This window comes from Pseudomonas taetrolens (assembly GCF_900475285.1).
GTDB lineage: Bacteria > Pseudomonadota > Gammaproteobacteria > Pseudomonadales > Pseudomonadaceae > Aquipseudomonas > Aquipseudomonas taetrolens.
In genome coordinates this window covers 4,485,599-4,508,417 of the sequence record NZ_LS483370.1, presented here as the reverse complement: position 1 = coordinate 4,508,417, position 22,819 = coordinate 4,485,599, and the positions used below count along the sequence as shown (strand labels likewise).

The 22,819-nt window shown below is 59.0% G+C and carries 16 protein-coding genes and 1 pseudogene; all 17 read left to right on the top strand.

What is annotated here, in order from left to right; all coding sequences use genetic code 11:
* The first annotated feature begins 130 nt into the window (after window positions 1-130).
* The gene (gene pilM, locus DQN55_RS20720; protein WP_048382891.1) at window positions 131-1,102 is read left to right on the top strand and encodes a type IV pilus biogenesis protein PilM; all 972 of its coding nucleotides are present in this window, start codon (window positions 131-133) and stop codon (window positions 1,100-1,102) included.
* A complete protein-coding gene (locus tag DQN55_RS20715; protein ID WP_048382890.1) occupies window positions 1,102-1,662 on the top strand; it encodes a PilN domain-containing protein in 561 nt (186 codons plus the stop codon). The genes pilM and DQN55_RS20715 overlap by 1 nt, the downstream gene beginning before the upstream one ends.
* Window positions 1,662-2,282 (top strand): type IV pilus inner membrane component PilO, encoded by a 621-nt coding sequence (locus DQN55_RS20710; protein ID WP_048382889.1) that lies wholly within the window; start codon window positions 1,662-1,664, stop codon window positions 2,280-2,282. The genes DQN55_RS20715 and DQN55_RS20710 overlap by 1 nt, the downstream gene beginning before the upstream one ends.
* Entirely contained in the window at window positions 2,279-2,806 is a 528-nt protein-coding gene (locus tag DQN55_RS20705) for a pilus assembly protein PilP (protein WP_048382888.1), read from the top strand. Before DQN55_RS20710 ends, DQN55_RS20705 begins: the two co-directional genes overlap by 4 nt.
* A 170-nt stretch (window positions 2,807-2,976) precedes the next feature.
* Window positions 2,977-4,206, top strand: a pseudogene (locus tag DQN55_RS20700) (type IV pilus secretin PilQ); the annotation flags it as partial.
* A 4-nt stretch (window positions 4,207-4,210) separates the two neighbouring features.
* Entirely contained in the window at window positions 4,211-4,729 is a 519-nt protein-coding gene (gene aroK / locus DQN55_RS20695) for a shikimate kinase AroK (RefSeq protein WP_048382886.1), read from the top strand.
* Between the two features lie 149 nt (window positions 4,730-4,878).
* Window positions 4,879-5,979: a 3-dehydroquinate synthase gene (aroB, locus tag DQN55_RS20690; protein WP_048382885.1), complete on the top strand. Its 1,101-nt coding sequence runs from the start codon at window positions 4,879-4,881 to the stop codon at window positions 5,977-5,979.
* A gap of 10 nt (window positions 5,980-5,989) precedes the next feature.
* Entirely contained in the window at window positions 5,990-7,555 is a 1,566-nt protein-coding gene (locus tag DQN55_RS20685) for an AAA family ATPase (RefSeq protein WP_048382884.1), read from the top strand.
* A gap of 332 nt (window positions 7,556-7,887) precedes the next feature.
* Window positions 7,888-12,336: a glutamate synthase large subunit gene (gltB, locus tag DQN55_RS20675; protein WP_048382883.1), complete on the top strand. Its 4,449-nt coding sequence runs from the start codon at window positions 7,888-7,890 to the stop codon at window positions 12,334-12,336.
* 33 nt (window positions 12,337-12,369) lie between these two features.
* Entirely contained in the window at window positions 12,370-13,788 is a 1,419-nt protein-coding gene (locus DQN55_RS20670) for an FAD-dependent oxidoreductase (RefSeq protein ID WP_048382882.1), read from the top strand.
* 221 nt (window positions 13,789-14,009) lie between these two features.
* Complete coding sequence (gene hemE, locus DQN55_RS20665) at window positions 14,010-15,077, top strand: uroporphyrinogen decarboxylase (RefSeq protein WP_048382881.1); 1,068 nt, start codon at window positions 14,010-14,012, stop codon at window positions 15,075-15,077.
* A 431-nt stretch (window positions 15,078-15,508) separates the two neighbouring features.
* Window positions 15,509-17,011: an N-acetylglucosamine-binding protein GbpA gene (gbpA, locus tag DQN55_RS20660; protein ID WP_048382880.1), complete on the top strand. Its 1,503-nt coding sequence runs from the start codon at window positions 15,509-15,511 to the stop codon at window positions 17,009-17,011.
* A gap of 104 nt (window positions 17,012-17,115) precedes the next feature.
* Complete coding sequence (locus DQN55_RS20655; RefSeq protein WP_082150766.1) at window positions 17,116-17,628, top strand: cytochrome b; 513 nt, start codon at window positions 17,116-17,118, stop codon at window positions 17,626-17,628.
* A gap of 62 nt (window positions 17,629-17,690) precedes the next feature.
* Complete coding sequence (locus tag DQN55_RS20650) at window positions 17,691-18,224, top strand: type II secretion system protein N (RefSeq protein ID WP_231995627.1); 534 nt, start codon at window positions 17,691-17,693, stop codon at window positions 18,222-18,224.
* A 9-nt stretch (window positions 18,225-18,233) separates the two neighbouring features.
* A complete protein-coding gene (gspD, locus tag DQN55_RS20645) occupies window positions 18,234-20,135 on the top strand; it encodes a type II secretion system secretin GspD (RefSeq protein ID WP_048382879.1) in 1,902 nt (633 codons plus the stop codon).
* Window positions 20,132-21,604, top strand: a complete 1,473-nt coding sequence (gspE, locus tag DQN55_RS20640; RefSeq protein ID WP_048382878.1) for a type II secretion system ATPase GspE — start codon at window positions 20,132-20,134, stop codon at window positions 21,602-21,604. The genes gspD and gspE overlap by 4 nt, the downstream gene beginning before the upstream one ends.
* A gap of 2 nt (window positions 21,605-21,606) precedes the next feature.
* On the top strand, window positions 21,607-22,818 hold the full coding sequence (gene gspF / locus DQN55_RS20635; protein WP_048382877.1) for a type II secretion system inner membrane protein GspF: 1,212 nt from the start codon (window positions 21,607-21,609) through the stop codon (window positions 22,816-22,818).
* Window position 22,819 lies beyond the last annotated feature (1 nt).

Genomic DNA, 22,819 nt, shown 5'->3' with positions numbered 1-22,819 from the left:
GGAAAAAAACGCCCGGCATTATAAGCATTTTTCGCCCAAGGGCGTCATGGGCCACATGTCAGAACGGGTTATGAACGGATCTCATTTTTTACCCTCCCGTAAGTCACGGATTGGATTAAGGAAAATACCAATGTCCGGATTATTTTTTGAAACACGCCCGCGGTACGTGGGTGTTCACATCAGCGGCCAGTCGATAAAAGTGGTCGAACTGAGCCGCATGGGCAATACGTTTGAGCTGCATGCCTATGCCATAGAACCGCTGTCGGCCGGCTATGTCGATGATCTGACCAGCACCGGGGCAAAAAGTGTCGCACAGGTGTTGCGTCGGGCGCTGGGCAATACTGGCGTAATGGCGCGTGATGCTGTCACGGCACTGCCGGATACGCAGGTCATCTGTAAAACCCTTGAAGTGGAAACAGGCTTGAGCGAGAACGAACTCGAGCTTTACGTCCGCCTCGAAGCCGAGCAATACGTCCCTTATGCCCTTGAGGAGATGGCCCTGGATTACGACGTCCAGGATGTTGCCCCCCGACATTCGGATCAGGTCGAGATCGTGCTGGTGGCGTGCCGCCAGGAGGTGCTTGAGTGGCACCAGGAGGTTCTGCTGAGTGCGGGGTTGAAGCCGCATGTTATCGATGTGCAGGCTCTGGCGCTGGTGCGCGGACTCGACTGGGTGCTGCGCTCGGTCACGGGTTCGAGTGCCCGCGAAGCAGTGGCCGTGGCGGATTTTTCGCCCCCTTTAGCGCGGCTGAGCATTGTGTCGCAAAGCCGGGTCATCTATTGCCATGAGTGGTTGTTTGAGCGGGGTTCTCTGGGCGATGACGCCTTCAAGTCCGCGGCCGTGGAGCATCTCGGGCGTGAGATCGGCTTGTCTGCCGAATCGGCTGTCGGGGCGAAGGTCGGGTTGATCGTGCTGGCTGGTGCAGCCGCCGGCAGCACCGGACTGAGCCAATGGGTCGAGGCCCGGCTTGGTATTCCAACTCGCGTTGCCGATCCGTTTGCAGCCATGAAACTGAACCCTGCTCTCGCACCCGAAGCCTTGTTCTGCGATGCTCCTGTGCTATTGACTGCCTGTGGTCTGGCCTTGAGAGGGTTTGATTAATGGCGAAGATCAATTTGTTGCCATGGCGTGCTGCGTTGCGTGAAAAACGACACAGGCGTTTCTTGATCGTATTGGGTGCCCTCTCAGTAGCGGTGATGGGGGGGTTGTTTGTTCTTGATCGTTTGATCGATAGCGCCGTAGAGCGGCAGCTGGCGCGTAACGGGTTGATCCGCAGTGCGATGGCGCAACTGGATGGGCGGGCCGAGCAAATCGATGCGTTGAAAATGCGCCGCGAACAGTTGCTTGAGCGAATGCAGACGATCGAGACGCTTCAGGGCAATCGATCGGACAGCGGAATCATTCTTGAGCAGTTGGCGCGCAGCTTGCCGGACGGGGTGCATTTCACCGACGTCAAAATGACTGAGGGCACCATCGTCATTACCGGGTCGGCTCAGTCCAGTAATCTGCTTGCGCAACTGATGCGCAATCTCGATGCTTCGCACTGGCTGGAAACGCCGACGCTGATTGATGTGAAGGCAGGCCCGGAGCGGGAGGGCGGGCATGACCGGTTGTTTCAGATGACGGTACGTCAGACCCTGCACGCGGGCGGGCCATTCTGATGCCTGCGCAATGGCTGGAACGCCTGCGCAGTCTTGATCTGCGAGAGTTGGGTCATGAGCAGATTGGCGCATGGTCACCAAGGCGCAAGGCGGTCATGGCAGTGGTATGGATGGCCATCCTGTTGGCGCTGGGGTATGCGCTGGTGCTCCACTTGCCGCTGACTCAGCTCCAACAACAGCGCGAGGCTGAAGCCGCGCTTAAAACCGAATTTGAATCTACGGCTTCGCGGGCCGCGGGCCTGGAGGCCTACGCAGCCCAGGTGAGGGTGCTGGAAGCGTCATTCAGCACGCTCTTGAAGCGCTTGCCCGGTCAGTCGGAGTTCCCCGGCCTGCTTGATGAAATCTCTCGCCTGAGCATGGCCAGCGGCCTGTTTGTCGAGTACATCGAGTGGTCGCCGGAGGTGCTTCAGTCTTTTTACGCCGAACTGCCCTTGCACATGAGCCTCACAGGCAGCTATCACGCGCTGGGTGTATTCATCAGTGGCCTGTCGAGCTTGTCCCGCATTGTCACGGCGCATGACTTCACTCTCGCCCCACTCGGTAACGGCGCTGACGGTCAGTTGCGCATGACGCTGCTGGCCAGAACTTATCGCAATCACGATCAGGGGCTGATCCCGTGAGCGGCAAGCTCGGGTTGCTGGTCCCAGGCCTTTTGGCAGGGCTGGCGGGTTGCGACAGTGCGCAAAGCACGACGCAGCTACACGCGTACTTGCGGGCCGCGCAGGCTCCTCAAACCACCGCCATTGCGACTGTCCCCGAGGTACAGCCGCGCAAGGCACCGGCCTACGGTGCAATGGCGCTGCGCAGCCCGTTTCAGGCGTCGGACGAGGGCAATACGGGGAGTTGGCAGCCGAGCCAGGTAGATGGTACGTCAGAGGTCGCCCGGGTCAGAGCGTTTCTGGAAGAGGTCGAACTGGCCCGGTTCGAAATGGTAGGCACGCTTTCCAATGACCTGGGGATCAGTGTCTTGCTCCGGACCAATGGCGCCATCCACCGCCTGGAGCAGGGGGATTACCTGGGGCGCAACAATGGCCGGATTGCCTCGATTGAAGCGACTGGCGTTGAAGTATTTGAACTGATTTCAGATGGTCGGGGTGGCTGGATGGAAAGAACCCTGACGATCCCTTTAAAACAACAGTCTTAACGGAATACACCATGAAAAGGATTTTCCTGGTCTGCGGGCTGGCGCTATGGAATGCGCTGAATTCGCAGCAATCACTGGCGACTGCACACGACAGTTTTTCTTCACGTGCAACCCCGGATGCCGAGCACATCCGGGCAGAGCTGCCTATGAAGGCGCCTGCCGAAGGGCCGTTATCCCTGAACTTTCAGGATATTGAAGTGCGTGCGGCGCTTCAGTTGCTGGCTGATTTTGCCGGTTTGAATCTGGTGGTCAGCGATGCGGTGCAGGGCAGCATTACCCTTAATTTGCGGGATGTGCCCAGGGATCAGGCGCTCGATCTGGTTCTTAAAAGCAAAAACCTCGACAAGCGTCTTGAGGGCAATGTGTTGTTGATCGCCCCTGCCGAAGAAATTGCCGCCCATGAGCGCCAGGCGCTTGAGGCACGCCATCAGTTGGCTGAGCTGGCGCCTTTGCGCCGGGAGCTGGTGCAGGTCAATTACGCCAAGGCGCAAGATATCGCCAAATTGTTCCAGTCGGTCACCCGTGGCGAAGCCGTCTCCCCGGAGCGTGGTTCGATCACGGTGGATGAGCGCACCAACAACATCATCGCGTTTCAATCGGATGAGCGGTTGCAGGAGTTGCGACGCATTGTCATGCAACTGGATATACCGGTCCGTCAGGTGATGATCGAGGCGCGGATCGTTGAAGCCGGCGTGGATTTCGAAAAAAGCCTGGGCGTACGCTGGGGCGGAGCGTTTCGCGGTGCGGGCAACTGGAAGGCCGGCGGGATAGTCCGCTCGGGTGCAGGGCAAACCGGTGAGGCCAGTGCGCCGTTTGTTGATTTGGGCGTGGCAAACCCTGCGTCCGGGCTGGGGATTGCCTTCATCACCAACAACACGTTGCTGGACCTCGAATTGAGCGCCATGGAAAAAACCGGCAATGGCGAAATCATCTCCCAGCCCAAAGTCGTGACCTCGGACAAAGAGACCGCCAAAATCCTCAAGGGCACTGAAATTCCGTATCAGGAGACCAGCGCCAGCGGGGCAACGTCGGTGTCGTTCAAGGAAGCCTCGTTGTCATTGGAGGTGACGCCACAGATTACCCCCGACAACAGCATCATCATGGCGGTGCTGGTGACCAAGGATGAGCCCGATTACATGAACATGGTCAACCATGTGCCGCCGATCAAAAAGAATGAGGTTGAGGCCAAAGTGCTGGTCAAGGACGGTGAAACCATCGTGATTGGGGGGGTGTTCTCAAATACTCAAAGCAAAGTAGTAGATAAAGTGCCATTTTTTGGCGATCTGCCGTATGTTGGCCGACTTTTCCGTAAAGACCTTATGCTGGAAAAAAAATCCGAGCTGCTGGTGTTCCTGACTCCGCGTATCATGAACAACCAGGCGATTGCTGTGAGTCATTGATTCTGTGCGAAATTTGATTCTTGTTGGGCCAATGGGGGCTGGAAAAAGCACCATTGGACGTTTGCTGGCCAAAGAGCTGCACCTGCCGTTCAAGGATTCCGATAAGGAAATTGAATTGCGCACGGGTGCCAATATCCCGTGGATCTTCGATAAAGAAGGCGAGCCGGGTTTTCGGGATCGTGAAGAGGCGATGATTGCCGAGCTCTGCGAGGCCGATGGCGTGGTCCTGGCCACCGGCGGTGGAGCGGTCATGCGCCCCGAAAACCGCAAGGCGCTGCGCGCCGGCGGTCGTGTCGTGTATTTGCATGCCTCCGTTGAGCAGCAGGTCGGGCGTACAGCGCGCGATCGCAATCGGCCTTTGCTGCGCACGGCCAATCCCGAGAAAACCTTGCGTGACTTGTTGACGGTCCGTGATCCGCTCTATCGAGAAATCGCCGACCTGGTGGTCGAAACCGATGAGCGGCCACCACGAATGGTGGTTCTGGATATTCTTGAGCGTCTGGCGCAGCTTCCCCCCCGTTAAAGCGCGACGCGAAATGCGCTATCCTCGGTGCCAGCCATGCCCTCTCATCGGTATGGACTAAGGCTATTGGGTCGCGTCAACACTCGATGCGGCCTTCACTTGATTATTGCGAGGCAGGCCGCTGGCGTCCTGTTTCAACGCGGGGATTCATGCAGACACTGAAGGTTGATCTAGGCGAGCGTAGCTATCCGATTCATATTGGCGAAGGTTTGTTGGATCAGCCGCAGTTGCTGGCCCCTCACATCGCCGGTCGCCAAGTGGCAATCGTGACCAATGAAACCGTCGCGCCACTCTATCTAGAGCGCCTGACCCGCAGCCTTGCACAGTATTCCGTCTTGCCGATCATCCTGCCCGATGGCGAATCGTTCAAGAACTGGGAAACCCTGCAACTCATTTTCGATGGCCTGCTCACGGCTCGCCATGACCGTCGTACCACCGTCATTGCTTTGGGTGGCGGCGTGATCGGTGACATGGCCGGCTTTGCCGCCGCGTGCTACCAGCGTGGGGTTGATTTCATCCAGGTGCCTACCACATTGCTGTCCCAGGTCGATTCGTCGGTGGGCGGGAAAACCGGGATCAATCATCCGCTGGGCAAGAACATGGTCGGAGCGTTCTATCAGCCCAACCTGGTCCTGATCGACACCAGGACACTTGAAACCCTGCCAAGTCGCGAGCTGTCGGCGGGCCTGGCTGAGGTCATCAAATACGGCCTGATCTGCGACGAACCCTTCCTGACCTGGCTTGAAGACAACATGGATGCCTTGCGCGCCCTGGATCAGGTTGCATTGACGGCGGCGATCCAGCGTTCATGCGCAGCCAAGGCTGAAGTGGTCGGTGCCGACGAGCGCGAGTCGGGTGTGCGAGCCACCCTCAACCTGGGTCATACCTTCGGCCATGCCATCGAAACCCATATGGGCTATGGCGTATGGTTACATGGCGAAGCGGTGGCTGCGGGCACGGTGATGGCGCTGGAAATGTCCGCGCGTCTGGGCTGGATCAGCCACGCAGAGCGTGACCGCGGGATCCGGTTGTTCCAGCGCGCCGGTTTGCCGGTGGTGCCGCCCAGCGAAATGAGCGAAGCCGATTTCATGGAACACATGTCAGTTGATAAAAAAGTGATCGACGGTCGTTTGCGCCTGGTGCTGTTGCGCCGGATGGGCGAAGCCACAGTGACTGACGATTATCCACAAGAGGTTCTACAAGCCACGCTGGGTGCGGATTACCGCGCACTGGCTCAGCTTAAAGGTTAATAAGATCCCGATGACTAGTTTGCATGCCGACGAGGCGTTCCTCGGCCACTTCCAGCTCAACCACGACCCTTTTGCACCGCGGGTGCCGGGTTTCAAGTTCTTCCCGGCCCAGCGCAAGCCGGTGCTGGGGCAGTTGCATCATCTGGCCCGCTACAGCCAGCTGCTGCTGGTGGTCACCGGGCCTGAGGGCAGCGGCAAGACTTTGCTGCGCCAGGCGCTGGTCGCGAGTACCAACAAGCAGTCTGTACAGAGTGTTGTGGTGTCGGCGCGGGGGGCTGGCGATGCGGCTGGTATCTTGCGTCAGGTGGCACAGACGCTGAACGTTGCCCATGCCGACGTAGGTTCGATTCTGGCGCAGGTGGTGCAGTTGGCGTTGACGGGGCAAGAGGTCTATTTGCTGGTCGATGATGCCGAACAGCTCGACGACTCCGCCCTGGAAGCCTTGCTGGGGCTGGCGGAGGGTGCGCCGGAAGGCCGGCCGCATGTGTTCCTGTTCGGTGAACCGTCGATGATCGCCGGGCTCGAGCAGTTAAGCGGGGATGAAGAGCGCTTCCATGTCATTGAGCTTCAACCTTATACCGAAGAGGAAACCCGCGAATACCTGACTCAGCGGCTGGAAGGTGCCGGGGCAGGAATCGAACTCTTTAGCGCACAGCAGATCTCAGATATTCACGAGAGCTCCGAAGGCTGGCCTGGCACTATCAATCAGGTCGCCCGGGATGCAATGATCGAAGCCATGATTGCTAGCCGCTCCGCGGTCAAGCGTCCAAGTATGGGGTTCAACATGCCGAAAAAACACGTATTGGCCATTGGTGCAGTAGTGGTCGTGGCCGTCGCCGCAGCTATTTTGATACCGGGTCGCGGCAAGGCGCCGACTGCACCGGATGCCGAGCAGGGTCAATTGCCGTTGGGTCAGGCTGCGCCGAATGGCGGGGCTAATCCTTCGATAGATTTCGCGGGTTCTTCGCAGCCAATGCCGTTGCCGCTGGTCGGCCAGTCGCAGCCGGTGATGCGTGGCCCTCTGGCTGAGGCTGCGGGTGGCATTGCTGAAGGTGACGACGGCGGTGTACCGGCCGTTGACGGCGGTGTGGCTCAGCCGCCTACCGTGACCACTACCGCGCCACCGGCGGGCGTGCCATCAGGCCCGGCGCCTGTCGAAACCCCACGCCCGGCGCCACCTGTAGCGGCAGCCAAGCCAGCGCCAGTGGCCAAGCCTGCTCCGGCACCTGCGGCCAAACCCGTGGTCAAGCCGGTCGAGAAGCCGGTTACGCTGGCCAAGGCCGCACCGGGTAGCAGCTGGTACGCCAGCCAGTCGGCCAATAACTATGTGGTGCAGCTCGTAGGTACCAGCTCCGAAGCGTCTGCACAAAATGTCGTCAAAGAAGTGGGCGGCGAATCCCGCTATTTCAAGAAAACATTGAACGGCAAGCCGTTTTACGTTGTCACCTACGGCAATTTCTCAAGCCGTGATGCAGCAGCCGCTGCAATCAAGAACTTGCCAGCGAAGATCCAGGCTGGTAAACCTTGGCCTCGCACAGTCGCCAGCGTCCAAAAAGAACTGGCTGCAGTTCGCTGATATTCCGGCGACCTTACCCAGGTCGCCGTTTCAGCACACCAATATTCCTGCTTGAGCATGCGGCTTTACTAAGCCGTGTGCCTTGTGGTGTCTGCGCCCCGTGACAGCCAACATCAAAAATGTTTTGACTAGCACAGGCAATCGCTTTAAACCTTCATAAATGCGACACGAATTTACGGTTAATCGCCGTTTGATTTGTGGGCCTTTACGACGGCGTGTAGAATGACCACCCTTTTGCCCCTGCCAAGCTGGCGTACGTTCAGCGCGGGAAGCAAGTGGTTGAATTAAAAGAAATTTGCCCCTTTTTGGGGCAGCCTGGTGAGAAAGTGTCTATGAAAGCAGGTCTGTACCACCCCGACGAATTCAAGGATAACTGTGGTTTCGGCCTGATTGCCCACATGCAGGGCGAGCCCAGTCATACCCTTCTGCAAACAGCCATTGAGGCCCTGACCTGCATGACCCACCGCGGTGGGATCAACGCAGATGGCAAGACCGGCGACGGCTGTGGCCTGCTGATTCAAAAACCTGATCTGTTCCTGCGTGCAGTTGCCAAGGAACACTTCGGTAGCGATTTACCCAAGCAATACGCGGTCGGCATGGTGTTTTTCAACCAGGACCCGATCAAGGCCGAAGCGGCCCGTAACAACATGAACCGCGAAATTCTCGCGGCGGGCCTGCAATTGGTGGGCTGGCGTAAAGTGCCGATCGATACCAGCGTGCTGGGCCGCCTGGCCCTGGAGCGTTTGCCGCAGATCGAACAAGTGTTCATCGGTGGTGAAGGCCTGAGCGATCAGGACATGGCGATCAAACTGTTCAGTGCGCGCCGCCGTTCTTCGGTGAGCAATGCCGCTGACACCGATCACTACATCTGCAGCTTTTCCCACAAGACCATTATTTACAAAGGCCTGATGATGCCGGCGGACCTTACCGCCTTCTATCCGGACCTGAGCGATGAGCGTCTGCAAACCGCGATCTGCGTGTTCCACCAGCGCTTCTCCACCAACACTCTGCCGAAATGGCCGCTGGCTCAGCCATTCCGTTTTCTCGCCCACAACGGCGAGATCAACACCATCACCGGCAACCGCAACTGGGCTTTGGCCCGTCGTACCAAGTTCGCCAATGACCTGATCGGCGACCTCGAAGAGCTCGGCCCGCTGGTCAACCGCGTGGGTTCTGACTCTTCGAGCATGGACAACATGCTGGAGCTGATGGTTACCGGAGGCATCGACCTGTTCCGTGGCGTGCGCATGTTGATTCCACCTGCGTGGCAAAACGTTGAAACCATGGACCCCGACCTGCGGGCGTTCTATGAGTACAACTCGATGCACATGGAGCCGTGGGATGGCCCGGCGGGCGTGGTCATGACCGACGGTCGTTACGCCGTCTGCCTGCTCGACCGCAACGGCCTGCGCCCGGCGCGCTGGGTCACGACCACCAATGGCTACATCACCATTGCCTCGGAAATCGGCGTGTGGAACTACCAGCCGGCAGATGTCATTGCCAAAGGCCGCGTAGGGCCGGGCCAGATTCTGGCGGTCGACACCGAAACCGGTCAGGTGCTGGATACCGATTCCATCGATAACCGCCTGAAGTCGCGTCATCCCTACAAGCAATGGCTGCGCAAGAATGCCCTGCGCATTCAGGCCACCATCGATGACCACGATCACGGCTCGGCGTTTTACGACGTCGATCAGCTCAAGCAGTACATGAAGATGTATCAGGTCACGTTCGAAGAGCGCGACCAAGTACTGCGCCCGCTCGGCGAACAGGGCTACGAAGCCGTGGGCTCGATGGGTGACGACACGCCGATGGCGGTGTTGTCCCAGCGTGTCCGCACGCCTTACGATTACTTCCGCCAGCAGTTCGCGCAGGTGACCAACCCGCCGATCGATCCGCTGCGTGAAGCCATCGTCATGTCGCTGGAAATCTGCCTGGGTGCCGAGCGCAACATCTTTCAGGAATCGCCGGAGCACGCTTCCCGCGTGATCCTCAGCTCGCCGGTCATCTCGCCTGCCAAATGGCGCTCGTTGATGAACCTCGACCTGCCGGGTTTCGAGCGTCAGATCATCGACCTCAACTACGATCAGGGTCTGGGTCTGGAAGCTGCGGTGCGCAACATCGCCGATCAAGCTGAAGAAGCCGTGCGTGCCGGTCGTACCCAAATTGTCTTGAGCGACCGTCATATCGCACCGGGCAAGTTGCCGGTTCATGCTTCTCTGGCTGTCGGTGCAGTACACCACCGCCTGACCGAGAAAGGCCTGCGTTGCGACAGCAACATTCTGGTTGAAACCGCGACCGCCCGTGACCCGCATCACTTTGCGGTGCTGATCGGTTTCGGTGCCTCGGCGGTTTATCCGTTCCTGGCCTACGAAGTGCTGGGTGACTTGATTCGCACCGGTGAAGTACTGGGCGACCTTTACGAGGTGTTCAAGAACTACCGCAAAGGTATCACCAAGGGTCTGCTCAAGATCATCTCCAAAATGGGCATCTCGACCATTACTTCGTACCGTGGTGCGCAGCTGTTCGAGGCCATCGGCCTGTCCGAAGAAGTGTGTGACCTGAGCTTCCGTGGCGTGCCAAGCCGCATCAAGGGCGCGCGCTTCGTTGACCTTGAAGCCGAGCAAAAGCTGCTGGCTGCCGAAGCCTGGAGCCCGCGCAAGCCGATCCAGCAAGGCGGCCTGCTCAAATACGTGCACGGTGGCGAATACCACGCTTACAACCCGGACGTGGTGGCAACCCTGCAAGCGGCTGTCCAGCAGGGCGACTACAGCAAGTTCAAGGAATACACCGCGCTGGTCGACAAGCGTCCGGTGTCGATGATTCGCGACCTGTTACAGGTCAAGACTCTGGACACCCCGCTGGCCATCGACGAAATCGAACCGCTGGACTCGATCCTCAAGCGCTTCGACTCGGCAGGCATCTCGCTCGGCGCCCTGTCGCCGGAAGCACACGAAGCCCTGGCCGAAGCCATGAACCGTCTGGGCGCACGCTCCAACTCCGGTGAAGGCGGCGAAGACCCGGCGCGCTACGGCACGATCAAAAGCTCGAAAATCAAGCAAGTGGCCACCGGCCGCTTTGGTGTGACTCCGGAATACCTGGTCAACGCTGAAGTGCTGCAGATCAAGGTCGCGCAAGGCGCCAAGCCGGGTGAGGGCGGGCAACTGCCTGGCGGCAAGGTCAACGGCCTGATCGCCAAGTTGCGTTATGCCGTACCTGGCGTAACCCTGATCTCGCCACCGCCGCACCACGATATTTATTCCATTGAAGACTTGTCGCAGCTGATCTTTGACCTCAAGCAGGTCAACCCGAAAGCGCTGGTCTCGGTCAAGCTGGTTGCCGAGGCGGGTGTGGGCACCATCGCTGCCGGCGTGGCCAAGGCCTATGCCGACCTGATCACCATTTCGGGTTATGACGGCGGCACCGGCGCATCGCCGCTGACGTCGATCAAATACGCCGGCGCACCGTGGGAGCTGGGGCTGGCTGAAACTCACCAGACCCTGCGTGGCAACGACCTGCGCGGCAAAGTAAGGGTGCAAACTGACGGTGGCCTGAAAACCGGCCTCGACGTGATCAAGGCGGCGATCCTTGGCGCTGAAAGCTTCGGCTTTGGCACCGCGCCAATGATCGCGCTGGGGTGCAAATACCTGCGTATTTGCCACCTGAACAACTGCGCCACGGGGGTTGCCACCCAAAACGAATCGCTGCGTAAAAATCACTACATCGGCACCGTCGACATGGTGGTCAACTTCTTCACCTACGTGGCTGAAGAAACCCGCGAATGGCTGGCGAAACTGGGTGTGCGCACCCTTGAAGAGCTGATCGGGCGTACTGACCTGCTGGAAATCCTGCAGGGCGAGACGGCCAAACAGCACAACCTCGACCTGACGCCTTTGCTGGGCAGCGACCACATTCCGGCCGACAAGCCGCAGTTCTGCCAGGTTGATCGCAACCCGCCATTCGACAAAGGCCTGCTGGCCGAGAAGATGCTCGACATGGCGCGCTCAGCGATCAACGACCTGAGCGGCGCCGAGTTCGAACTGGATATCTGCAACTGCGACCGTTCGATCGGTGCCCGTATTTCGGGTGAAATCGCTCGTACCCACGGCAACCAGGGCATGGCCAAGGCGCCCATCACGTTCCGCTTCAAAGGCACTGCTGGCCAGAGCTTTGGCGTGTGGAACGCAGGCGGACTGAACCTGTACCTCGAAGGCGATGCCAACGATTACGTGGGCAAGGGCATGACCGGCGGCAAGCTGGTGATCGTGCCGCCAGCGGGCAGCGTCTACAAAACCCAGGACAGCGCGATTATCGGCAACACCTGTCTGTACGGAGCCACCGGCGGCAAGCTGTTCGCCGCAGGCACGGCGGGCGAGCGTTTCGCCGTGCGCAACTCTGGTGCTCACACCGTGGTTGAAGGCACAGGCGATCATTGCTGCGAATACATGACGGGCGGTTTCGTCTGCGTGTTGGGCAAAACCGGTTACAACTTCGGCTCGGGCATGACGGGCGGTTTCGCCTACGTGCTGGATCAGGACAACACCTTCGTCGACCGGGTGAACCACGAACTGGTGGAGATCCAGCGGATCAGTGGCGAAGCGATGGAGGCATACCGCAACCATCTGCAACACGTGCTGGACGAATACGTCGAGGAAACCAACAGCGAGTGGGGTCGTAACCTCTCGGAAAACCTCGATGATTACCTGCGTCGTTTCTGGATGGTCAAGCCTAAGGCTGCCAGCTTGAAATCGTTGCTTTCCAGCATCCGTGCCAACCCGCAGTGATATGCGCCTGAAGAGTTTGATGAGGTTTTAACAATGGCTGAACGTCTGAGTAACGACTTCCAGTTCATCGATGTCGGGCGCAAAGATCCGAAGAAGAAACTGTTACGTCAACGCAAAAAAGAGTTCGTGGAAATCTACGAACCCTTCAAACCCCAGCAGTCGGCCGAGCAGGCCCACCGCTGCCTGGGTTGCGGTAACCCGTACTGTGAATGGAAATGCCCTGTGCATAACTTCATTCCCAACTGGCTCAAGCTGGTGGCCGAGGGCAACATCCTCGCCGCCGCCGAGCTGTCGCACCAGACCAACACCCTGCCTGAAGTCTGTGGTCGGGTGTGTCCGCAAGACCGTCTGTGCGAGGGTGCCTGCACCCTGAACGACGGCTTCGGTGCGGTGACCATCGGGTCGGTCGAGAAATACATCACCGACACCGCCTTTGCCATGGGCTGGCGCCCGGACATGTCCAAGGTCGTGCCGACAGGCAAGCGCGTGGCAATTATCGGTGCGGGCCCGGCTGGCCTGGGCTGTGCCGACGTACTGGTGCGCGGTGGCGTGACCCCGGTGGTCTTCGACAAGAACCCGGAAATCGGCGGTCTGCTGACCTTCGGCATCCCGGAATTCAAACTCGAAAAAACCGTGCTCAGCCACCGTCGTGACGTGTTTACCGGCATGGGTATCGAGTTCCGCCTCAATACCGAAATCGGTAAAGACATCAGCATGGAACAGCTGCTGGAAGAGTACGACGCAGTGTTCATGGGCATGGGCACCTACACCTACATGAAAGGTGGCTTTGCCGGTGAAGACCTGCCGGGCGTGCATGATGCGCTGGATTTCCTGATCGCCAACGTTAACCGCAACCTGGGCTTTGAAAAGTCGCCGGAAGACTTCGTCGACATGAAAGGCAAAAAAATCGTGGTGCTCGGCGGTGGCGACACGGCCATGGACTGCAACCGGACGTCGATTCGTCAGGGCGCCAAGACCGTGACCTGCGCCTATCGTCGTGACGAAGCGAACATGCCCGGCTCGCGTAAAGAGGTGAAAAACGCCAAGGAAGAAGGCGTGAAGTTCCTTTATAACCGCCAGCCGATTGCCATTGTTGGCGAAGACCGGGTCGAAGGCGTGAAGGTGGTCGAGACCCGTCTCGGCGAACCGGATGCCCGTGGCCGTCGCAGCCCTGAGCCGATTCCGGGTTCCGAAGAGATCATCCCGGCAGATGCCGTGATCATCGCGTTTGGTTTCCGTCCAAGTCCGGCCTCCTGGTTTGAGCAGTTCGATATCCAGACCGACAGCCAGGGTCGCGTGATTGCTCCCGAGCAGTCGAAGTTCAAGCACCAGACCAGCCACCCGAAGATTTTCGCCGGTGGTGACATGGTGCGCGGTTCGGACCTGGTGGTAACGGCTATCTTCGAAGGCCGCACGGCTGCCGAAGGGATCATGGATTACCTGGGCGTGTAGAGCCCTTGTAGCCGCTGCCGAAGGTTGCGAAGGGTTGAGTGGCGACCCTGAATCCTGAGGGCTCTTGGGTCCTTTTCGCAGCCTGTGGCAGCGGCAACAGGGCGCCGGTTTTGCGGCTAAAACCGCGTCAAATTGCCCCGATAGATAAAAGGCACGGCTCTTGCCGTGCCTTTTGTGTCCGTCTCTGAGAAAATGCCCACACTTTTTTCCCGGATGCCGACATGACTGTTCTCAAGAATGACCGTTTCCTTCGCGCTCTGCTCAAGCAACCTGTCGATGTAACGCCTGTCTGGATGATGCGTCAGGCCGGTCGCTACCTGCCGGAATACCGCGCCAGCCGTGCCAAGGCGGGCGATTTCATGAGCCTGTGCAAGAATGCCGAATTCGCGTGTGAAGTCACCCTGCAGCCTCTGGACCGCTTCCCTGAGCTGGATGCGGCCATCCTGTTCTCCGACATCCTGACCATCCCCGATGCCATGGGTCAGGGCCTGTACTTCGAGACCGGTGAAGGTCCGCGTTTCAAAAAAGTCGTCAGCACCCTGGCTGACATCGAAGCTTTGCCGATTCCTGACCCGCACAAAGACCTTGGCTACGTGATGAATGCCGTCAGCACCATCCGCCGCGAACTTAACGGTCGCGTCCCGCTGATTGGTTTCTCCGGCAGCCCGTGGACCCTGGCGACCTACATGGTCGAAGGCGGCTCCTCGAAAGACTTCCGTAAAACCAAGGCCATGCTCTACGACACGCCGCAAGCCATGCACTTGTTGCTCGACAAGCTGGCGCAGTCCGTGACCTCTTACCTCAACGCACAGATTCTGGCCGGCGCCCAAGCCGTGCAGATCTTCGACACCTGGGGCGGTAACCTGTCGGCTGCGGCCTATCAGGAGTTCTCCCTGGCTTACATGCGCAAAATCGTCAGCGGCCTGATCCGTGAACACGAAGGCCGTAAAGTGCCCGTGATCCTGTTCACCAAGAACGGAGGCCTGTGGCTCGAAAGCATTGCGGATGCAGGTGCAGATGCGTTGGGTCTGGACTGGACCTGTGACCTGGGTGAAGCCCGTCAACGCGTGGGCAACAAGGTTGCGCTACAGGGCAACATGGACCCGACAGTGCTGTATGCCAACCCGCAAGCCATCCGTACCGAAGTCCAGCGCATTCTCGCCAGCTACGGCAAGGGCTCCGGCCATGTGTTCAACCTGGGCCACGGCATCACCCCGGAAGTGAAGCCGGAGCACGCAGGCGCCTTTATCAGCGCGGTGCACGAGTTCTCGGGTCAGTATCACCAGTAATAGTGAGTGGTTTACCCCAAACGCCCGGCTTATGCCGGGCGTTTTTGTTTGTGCTTTTTGTAAGGGATCAGCATCTGCAATCGATGACTTTTAGCCCATGAATAATGCCTGGATTCTGTATTGATAGATGGATAACTCTAATTAATACGTGCGTTTAAATACTTACCCTTAAATGCTTCGGGTTTTTCCTACAGGCCAATGAGGAATGCCTTACATCTTAATTATCGGAACTAAGTAAAATCTCCGACCTCCGAAACGGACGATTATTGATTTTCAAGGATTTAGAAAAAGAGCTGTGGTCTTTTTCCGAATGCCTATGGTCGTTTGTGGCGGAGTAATAAGTGTCATGTTTCTGTGTTTGTTATGTGCGCACTTCTAATAAAAGTGCATAACTTTCTCTCTGTTATATAAAGAATAAACCGGAGTTTTATATGAGTACGAATCGTGCACTTGCAACGTCACGTGCAGTGATGGGGTGTGCATCTTCCCTGGCATTGATGGCGGCATTGTTTGCTTCTCAGCAAGTGGCTGCGCACGGCTATATGGATGAACCGCCTTCCCGTGCTTTCGCCTGTAAGCAGAAGCTGAATGCCAATTGTGGCCAGGCTGAATATGAGCCGCAAACTGTGGGTGAGGCGCCTAAGGGCTTCCCTGAGTTCGGTCCTGCGGATGGCCAGATTCCGAGCGGTGGCAATGCCACCTTTGCTGCCCTGAATGCCCAGTCGCCAACGCGCTGGCACCAGACTGAAGTCAATAACCGCAATATGGAGTTCAGCTGGTTCTTCACGGCGGCGCATAAAACCACCAAGTGGGAATACTTCATCACCAAGACCGGCTGGAACCCAAACCTGCCACTGACCCGCGACACCTTCGAACTGACGCCGTTCTGTAGCGTAGACGGTGGCGGCGCCGTTCCGGTTGACGGCTCGGCAGGCAGCACCGGCCCTATCGCCCAGAAGCACGCATGCGTGATTCCGTCTGATCGCAGCGGCCAGCATGTGATTCTGGGTGCCTGGACTGTCGATGACACGGCGGCCAGCTTCTACGACGTGGTTGACGTGAACATCACCGCTGACGGCGGTACTGATCCGACCGATCCTAAACCAGAGCCGGATGGCTGGCAGAACGTGGGTGTGATTGCACCGACCCAGGCGCTGTTGCCAGGTGACACGGTCAAGGCCCGCGCCTTCACCGGCAGCACCGAAAGCCCGGAATACAGCTTCACCGTAGGTATCGATTCGGTACAGGACGGTCAGCCTGAAAACTGGTCGTTCAAACTGGCACAAGCCGTGAACGCTGCGGACAAGCCGGTGCGTGCAGGCGTGCGTAACGAAGACGGCAGCATCGAGCCGATCAAGGGTACCAACACCTTCTACGCCAAGGCTGAAACCGGTGTGACCAGCTACCAGATGTTGACCACCATGGTTCCGGACCCATCGGCCTACATGCATGTCCATGACGTAGCGTCTGAATACGTCCTGGAAAAAGGCCGTGGCACCGTTGGTTTCACCCTGATGACCAACAAAAACATCACCGTTGAAGCGACTGTTTACGACGAAGCCAACAAACAGGTCGGTTTCACCAAGCAAGCCCTGGATGCCTCCACCGCCACTGTAAACGTTGATGTCTCCAGCGCACCGGGTGCTCACACCCTGAAGCTGATTGCCAGCAGCAAAGACGGTCGTGAAAACTTCCAGGAAACCAAAACCCTGAACCTGACCGGTGAAGGCGGCAGCCAGGAATACGACGCTGTATTCCCTGAAGGCGTAAAAAATTACAAGGCCGGTACTTTGGTCTTGCAAGAAAAAACCGGAAAGGTCTACGAGTGCCAGCCGTTCCCGAATTCGGGTTACTGCGTGCAGTTCACACCGACGGCCACCCAGTTCGAACCCGGTGTAGGTTCGCATTGGAACATGGCCTGGACTGAGAAGTAACCAGTCCTGTCCGAGGCCGGATCGTTTTAACTAACGATCCGGCTTTAATAGAACGCACTCAGGATGAGGACGAATTGAAATCGTGAGTTAAAGAGGTTTTTCCCGTGCGCGAAACAACGTATTCAAGTTTGCAGAAATGGCTGCATGCCGTGTCGATGATTATTATTGTCTGGTTAATGATGTCCGGATATTACGCCGCGCTTATTAGTCAGTCGCCCAGTCTTAAAGAGGCGATTGGCGCTTTTAATGTTTCATTGGGTGCCGTGTTTACACCGGTGTTCTTTTACAGAATGTATGTGTCATTTGGTAAAGGCTTTTCCCAGGTTTTAAGATCCAAAGATGCCATGCAGCACATGGCTTTTATTGCCCACTCGATGATCTACCTGTCGACCGCCGTCGTGCTGATCAGCGGGGTGCTGATGATGGGCAGGGATATCAGTATTTTCGGTATTTTTTCGATTCCTTTTTTAGTGACCGATGTTCAGTTCCTCAGCCTGTTTTCCGTGATTCACAACGTGGCCTGCATGTGCCTGGGGCTGCTGTTGCTTCTGCATGTGGCGGCGGTGATCAAGCATCAGCTATGCGGACACGCGGTGCTCAAGCGCATGTTCGCCTGACACGTCGGTGAATCCATATCGATTTTTATAACGGGCTGTACGGGCATTCAGATGAGCAGGTTTTGAATATTTCAGCATTTGCCACCCGCCGCTTCGTGCGGGGTGTGCTCGGGGTGTTTTTGGCGGGATTGCCCTTGGCCTATGGCACGTATCAGGCCTGGCAGGAGTGGATGTACCGCACCACCGTGCGTGCTGTGCCGGTCTTCGCTCCCCTTGATTCAGGCACTGCGCCCCCGCCAGCCACGTTCAGGCCGGATGCAATCGCAACGGTCATGGGGCTTTCACCCCAGGGCGAGCAGGCACGCAGCGCCGAGCCACTGGAACTGCGCGCCAGTCTGGTTGCCAGCCAGGGCGCGTCACGTGCGTTGCTGGCTGGCGCCAATGAAGCGCGTTTTTACAGCGTCGGCGAACGCCTGCCGGGTGGCAGCGTTCTGCGTCGGGTAGAGGTGACACACGTGGTGCTGTGGCGTAACGGTCGTGAGGAACGCCTCGCACTCAAGTCGGCCGGCCAGTACCTGTTGCCGGCTACCAAGGCGACGGTCCCGAAAGCGGCTCCGACCTCCACTTATTTGCGGCCCCTTGCCGAACAACCTTAGAGATACATCATGAACAGGCCAAACAGGCTCGGCCTCGGCCGTCTTTTTTTATGCAGTACTGCCCTGAGCGCACTGTTATTCCAAAGTGTTGCGCTTGCCGATGAGCAGTATTGGCAGTTGGCAATGAAAGACGCAGAGCTGCGCGATGTCGTGCAGCAAATATCCACAGTACTCGGTTCCACCGTGGTGCTGGACCCTCGGGTCCAGGGCCGGATAACCGTGATTTCTGACGAGGCCCTTAATCGCGAAGGGGTTCGCAAGCTGTTCTATTCGGTGCTGGACGCTCAGGGATTTGCCATTGTCGATCAGGGCGACCGCTTACTGATTGTTCCGGCAGCCGACGCCAAGGCCCGTGCGGGCAATACTGAAAACCGCGAGGTGCCGGACCAGGAGTTTGTCACCCAGGTCATCGAACTCAACGCCAGCGTTGCGGCTGATTTGTCCGGGTTGCTGCGCCCTCTGGTGTCCAACAACGGTTATGTCGGCCCGTCCGCCTCTGCCAATGCGTTGGTCATCACCGATACTGCGGCCAATACCCAGCGTATTGCCCGGCTTGTTCGCCAACTCGATGCCGGTACGCAATATGGGCATACGGTCATTGAGTTGCGCCACGGCCTGGCCAGCGATATCGCCAGCGTGATGGACAAATCCCTCGACAAAAAAAGTGCAGGTAGCGTCAGCCAGGTCATCGCCGACAGTACCTCCAACCGCTTGGTGATCATCGGTACGGAAGCCGTGCGTTTGCGCTTGAGCACACTGGCTCACTCGCTGGACAAGCCCGCGAGTACCCGGCAAGAGAACGCCCGGGTCATCCGTTTGCGCCACAGCGATGCCAAGCAACTGGCTGAGGTGCTCGATGCAGTGGGGCAAAGCGCCAAGCAAGACACCGCTTTGGCCGGTGCCACCCAAACTGCGTCCAGACGTGAAGTGATGGTCGCTGCCGATATCAGCCAGAACGCCTTGGTGGTCATGGCCGACCCGGCGCAGGTTCGCTCCGTGGAAGACATCGTGCGTGAACTCGACCAGCCGCGCTCGCAAGTGCTGATCCATGCCGCCATCGTTGAAATCTCCGGCGATATCGCGCAAACCCTCGGCGTGCAATGGGGCGTGAGCACCGGTGGGGCTCAAGGCGGGATTACCTTTCCGGGCACCAACATCCAGATTGGCGCGTTGTCGGGCGGGGACGTGAAGTTGCCCGAAGGTGCCGTGTTGCAAGTGGGCGGTGACCGCTTCAATGCGCTGATCTCGGCCTTGGCCAGCGACACCAAGAACAATGTCCTGTCTACGCCGAGCCTGCTGACCCTGGACAATCAGGAGGCCGAAATCCTGGTGGGGCAAAACGTGCCGTTCAAGACCGGTTCCTATACCGGGTCGGGCGAAAGCTCGGATAACCCGTTCACCACCGTGACGCGTCAGGACATCGGCATCAGCCTCAAGATCAAGCCGCACATCAACGATGGTTCCTCGTTGCGGCTCGAAGTCGAGCAGGAGAACTCCGAGCTTGCACCCTCGCTGCAAGGGGTCGATTCCACTGATTTGATTACCAACAAGCGCTCGCTCAAAAGCACGATCCTGGCGGAAGACGGTGAAATCATCGTGATCGGTGGCTTGATCAAGGACAGCGTACGCCAACAGGTCAGCGGCGTGCCGTTGTTGCGCAGCATCCCGTACCTAGGCGCGATGTTTCGCTGGAACAAAGACACTCACACCAAAACCAACCTGATGGTATTCCTGCGGCCGACCATAGTGCGCAGCAAGCAGGACATTCGCCAGATCAGCGCCAGCCGCTACAAGGCATTGCGCACACTCAGCCAGCCGGGCGCCAAAGACGACAACTCATTGCTGCTGCCCAGCGATCCGCAGCACATGTTTGATGACCACGAGTCAGCACCTGCAGCGGGTCGGCCATGACCGCGCCGAGTCCACGTTTGCCTTTCGGTTTCGCCCGGCGTTTCGGGGTGCTGCTGGATGCGCGCTCGACCCCGGCGGTATTGCTGATGCGCGACGGTGCACCCCTGACCGCCTTGGCCGAAGTGCAGCGCCGGACAGGGGGCGAGCTGGCAGTGCAGCGAGTCAGCGATGAGGACTTCAGCGACGCCCTGGCCGGCACTTACAGCGCCGGTCAAAGCGCTGCCGAGCAAGTGGCCCAGGGACTCGACAGTGAGCTCGACCTGATGAGCCTGGCCGAGCAAGTACCGCAAACCGCAGATTTGCTGGAACAAGAAGGCGATGCACCGATCATTCGCCTGATCAACGCCCTGTTGCGTGAAGCGATGCGTGAAAAAGCCTCCGACGTGCACCTGGAAACCTTCGAGCATTACCTGTCGGTGCGCATGCGCATCGATGGCCAATTGCGCGAAGTGCTCAGGCCCAAGCGCGAACTGGCCAACTTGCTGGTGTCACGGATCAAAGTCATGGCCCGCCTGGATATCGCAGAAAAGCGCGTGCCGCAAGATGGCCGGATCAGCTTGCGTCTGGCCGGGCATGAGGTCGATGTGCGGGTTTCGACCTTGCCTTCGGCACACGGTGAGCGGGTGGTGATGCGCTTGCTCGACAAGCAGGCCGGTCGCCTGGACCTCAAATGCCTGGGCATGCCGCCTCAAACCCTGGGGCGCTTTGAACAGGTGCTGGCGCGGCCCCACGGGATATTCCTGGTCACAGGCCCGACCGGGTCGGGCAAAACCACCAGCCTGTATGCCGCACTGAGCCATCTCAATCATCAGTCGCGCAACATCCTGACGATCGAAGACCCGGTGGAATATCACTTGCCGGGCATCGGCCAGACCCCGGTCAACACCAAGGTCGACATGACGTTTGCCCGCGGCTTGCGAGCGATCCTGCGTCAGGATCCGGACGTGGTCATGGTGGGTGAAATCCGCGATCAGGAAACCGCCGAAATTGCTGTGCAGGCTTCGCTGACCGGGCACCTGGTGTTGTCGACCCTGCACACCAACAGCGCCATTGGCGCGGTCACGCGGCTGGTCGACATGGGCGTCGATGCCTACCTGCTGGCGTCGTCGCTGGTGGGGGTATTGGCTCAGCGCCTGCTGCGCAACCTGTGCGCCGATTGCAAGGTGGCGTACAGCGCCGCCCCGGACTTGTGCGAGCGCCTGGGGCTCGCCCCGCAGGCCGGGGTGACGCTGTATCGCGCTCACGGCTGCAAACGATGCCAGCAAGGTTATCGCGGGCGCACCGGGATCTACGAACTGGTGAACATCAGCCCGGCCCTGGCCGCATTGATCCATCAGGGCGCGAGCGAGCCGCAGTTGGTCCGTGAGGCCCGGGTGCTGTCGCCCAGCCTGTTTCAGCACGGTCAGCGGCTGGTTCTTGAGGGCCAGACCAGCCTTGATGAACTGCTGCGCGTCACCCAGGAAGACTGACCATGCCCACCTTTGACTATCAAGCGCAGGACGCGAACGGGCGTAGTTGCCGCGGGCTGCAAGACGCCGACAGTGCGCGCCATGCGCGACAGATTCTGCGCGAGCGGGGCCTGCGCCTGACGCGCCTGGGCGAGGCCGGTGCAGGCCGTCCGGGAGGGCGCCAGGTGCACGCGGGGACGCGGCTTGGGGTCACCGATCTGGCGCTGTTGACCCGGCAATTATCGACCCTGATCCATGCCGGCTTGCCCCTCGAAGAAGCCTTGGCGGCGGTCATGGCACAAAGTGAGAAAAGGGTGGTCAGCAGCCTGCTGGCTGCCGTGCGCAGCCGTGTCATCGAAGGTCATGCGCTGGTCACCGCGTTGTCGGCGTTCCCCCGGGCATTCCCCGAACTGTTCCGGGCCACCGTCGCGGCGGGTGAGCGCAGCGGTCATTTGGGCCATGTCCTGGAACAGCTGGCGGACTACACCGAAGCCCGTCAGGCCTCCCGCCAGAAAATCCAGCTGGCGCTGGTCTACCCGATGATCCTGCTTTTTGCCTCGCTGGCGATTGTCGGTTTCTTGCTGGGCTACGTGGTGCCGGACGTGGTGAAGATTTTCGTCAACAGCGGCCAACCGTTGCCTGTGCTGACTCAGGCCATGATTGCCCTGAGTAGCGGCTTGCGCACCTATGGCTGGCTGCTGCTGGTCGTACTGCTGTCAGGTACCGGCGTTGCCCGCTGGGCCTTGCGCCAGCCACGGCTGAAAGTGCGCTGGCATGTGTTGCTGCTCAATGCGCCGCTGGTGGGCGGGGTGTTGCGGGCGATGGAAGCTGCACGTTTTGCCAGCACCCTGTCGATTCTGGGCAAAAGTGCGGTGCCGTTGGTGGACGCCCTGGAAATCTCGGCCACGGTCATTGCCAACCGTGCCATTCGCCAGCGCATGGTGGATGTCGCCCGCTCCGTACGCGAGGGCGGCACCCTGGCCCGGGGCCTGGAACGCAGTGGTGACATCCCGCCCATGATGCTGCACCTGATAGCCAGCGGTGAACGCGCCGGCGAGCTGGACAACATGCTGGCACGGGCCGCCGAACAGCAGGAAAAAGCGCTCGCGGCTCGTATCGCGCTGGTTGTGAGCTTGTTCGAGCCGATCATGCTGGTGCTCATGGGCGGAGTCGTTCTGCTGATCGTCATGGCCATCTTGTTGCCCATTCTTAGCCTTAATCAACTGGTGAGTTGAC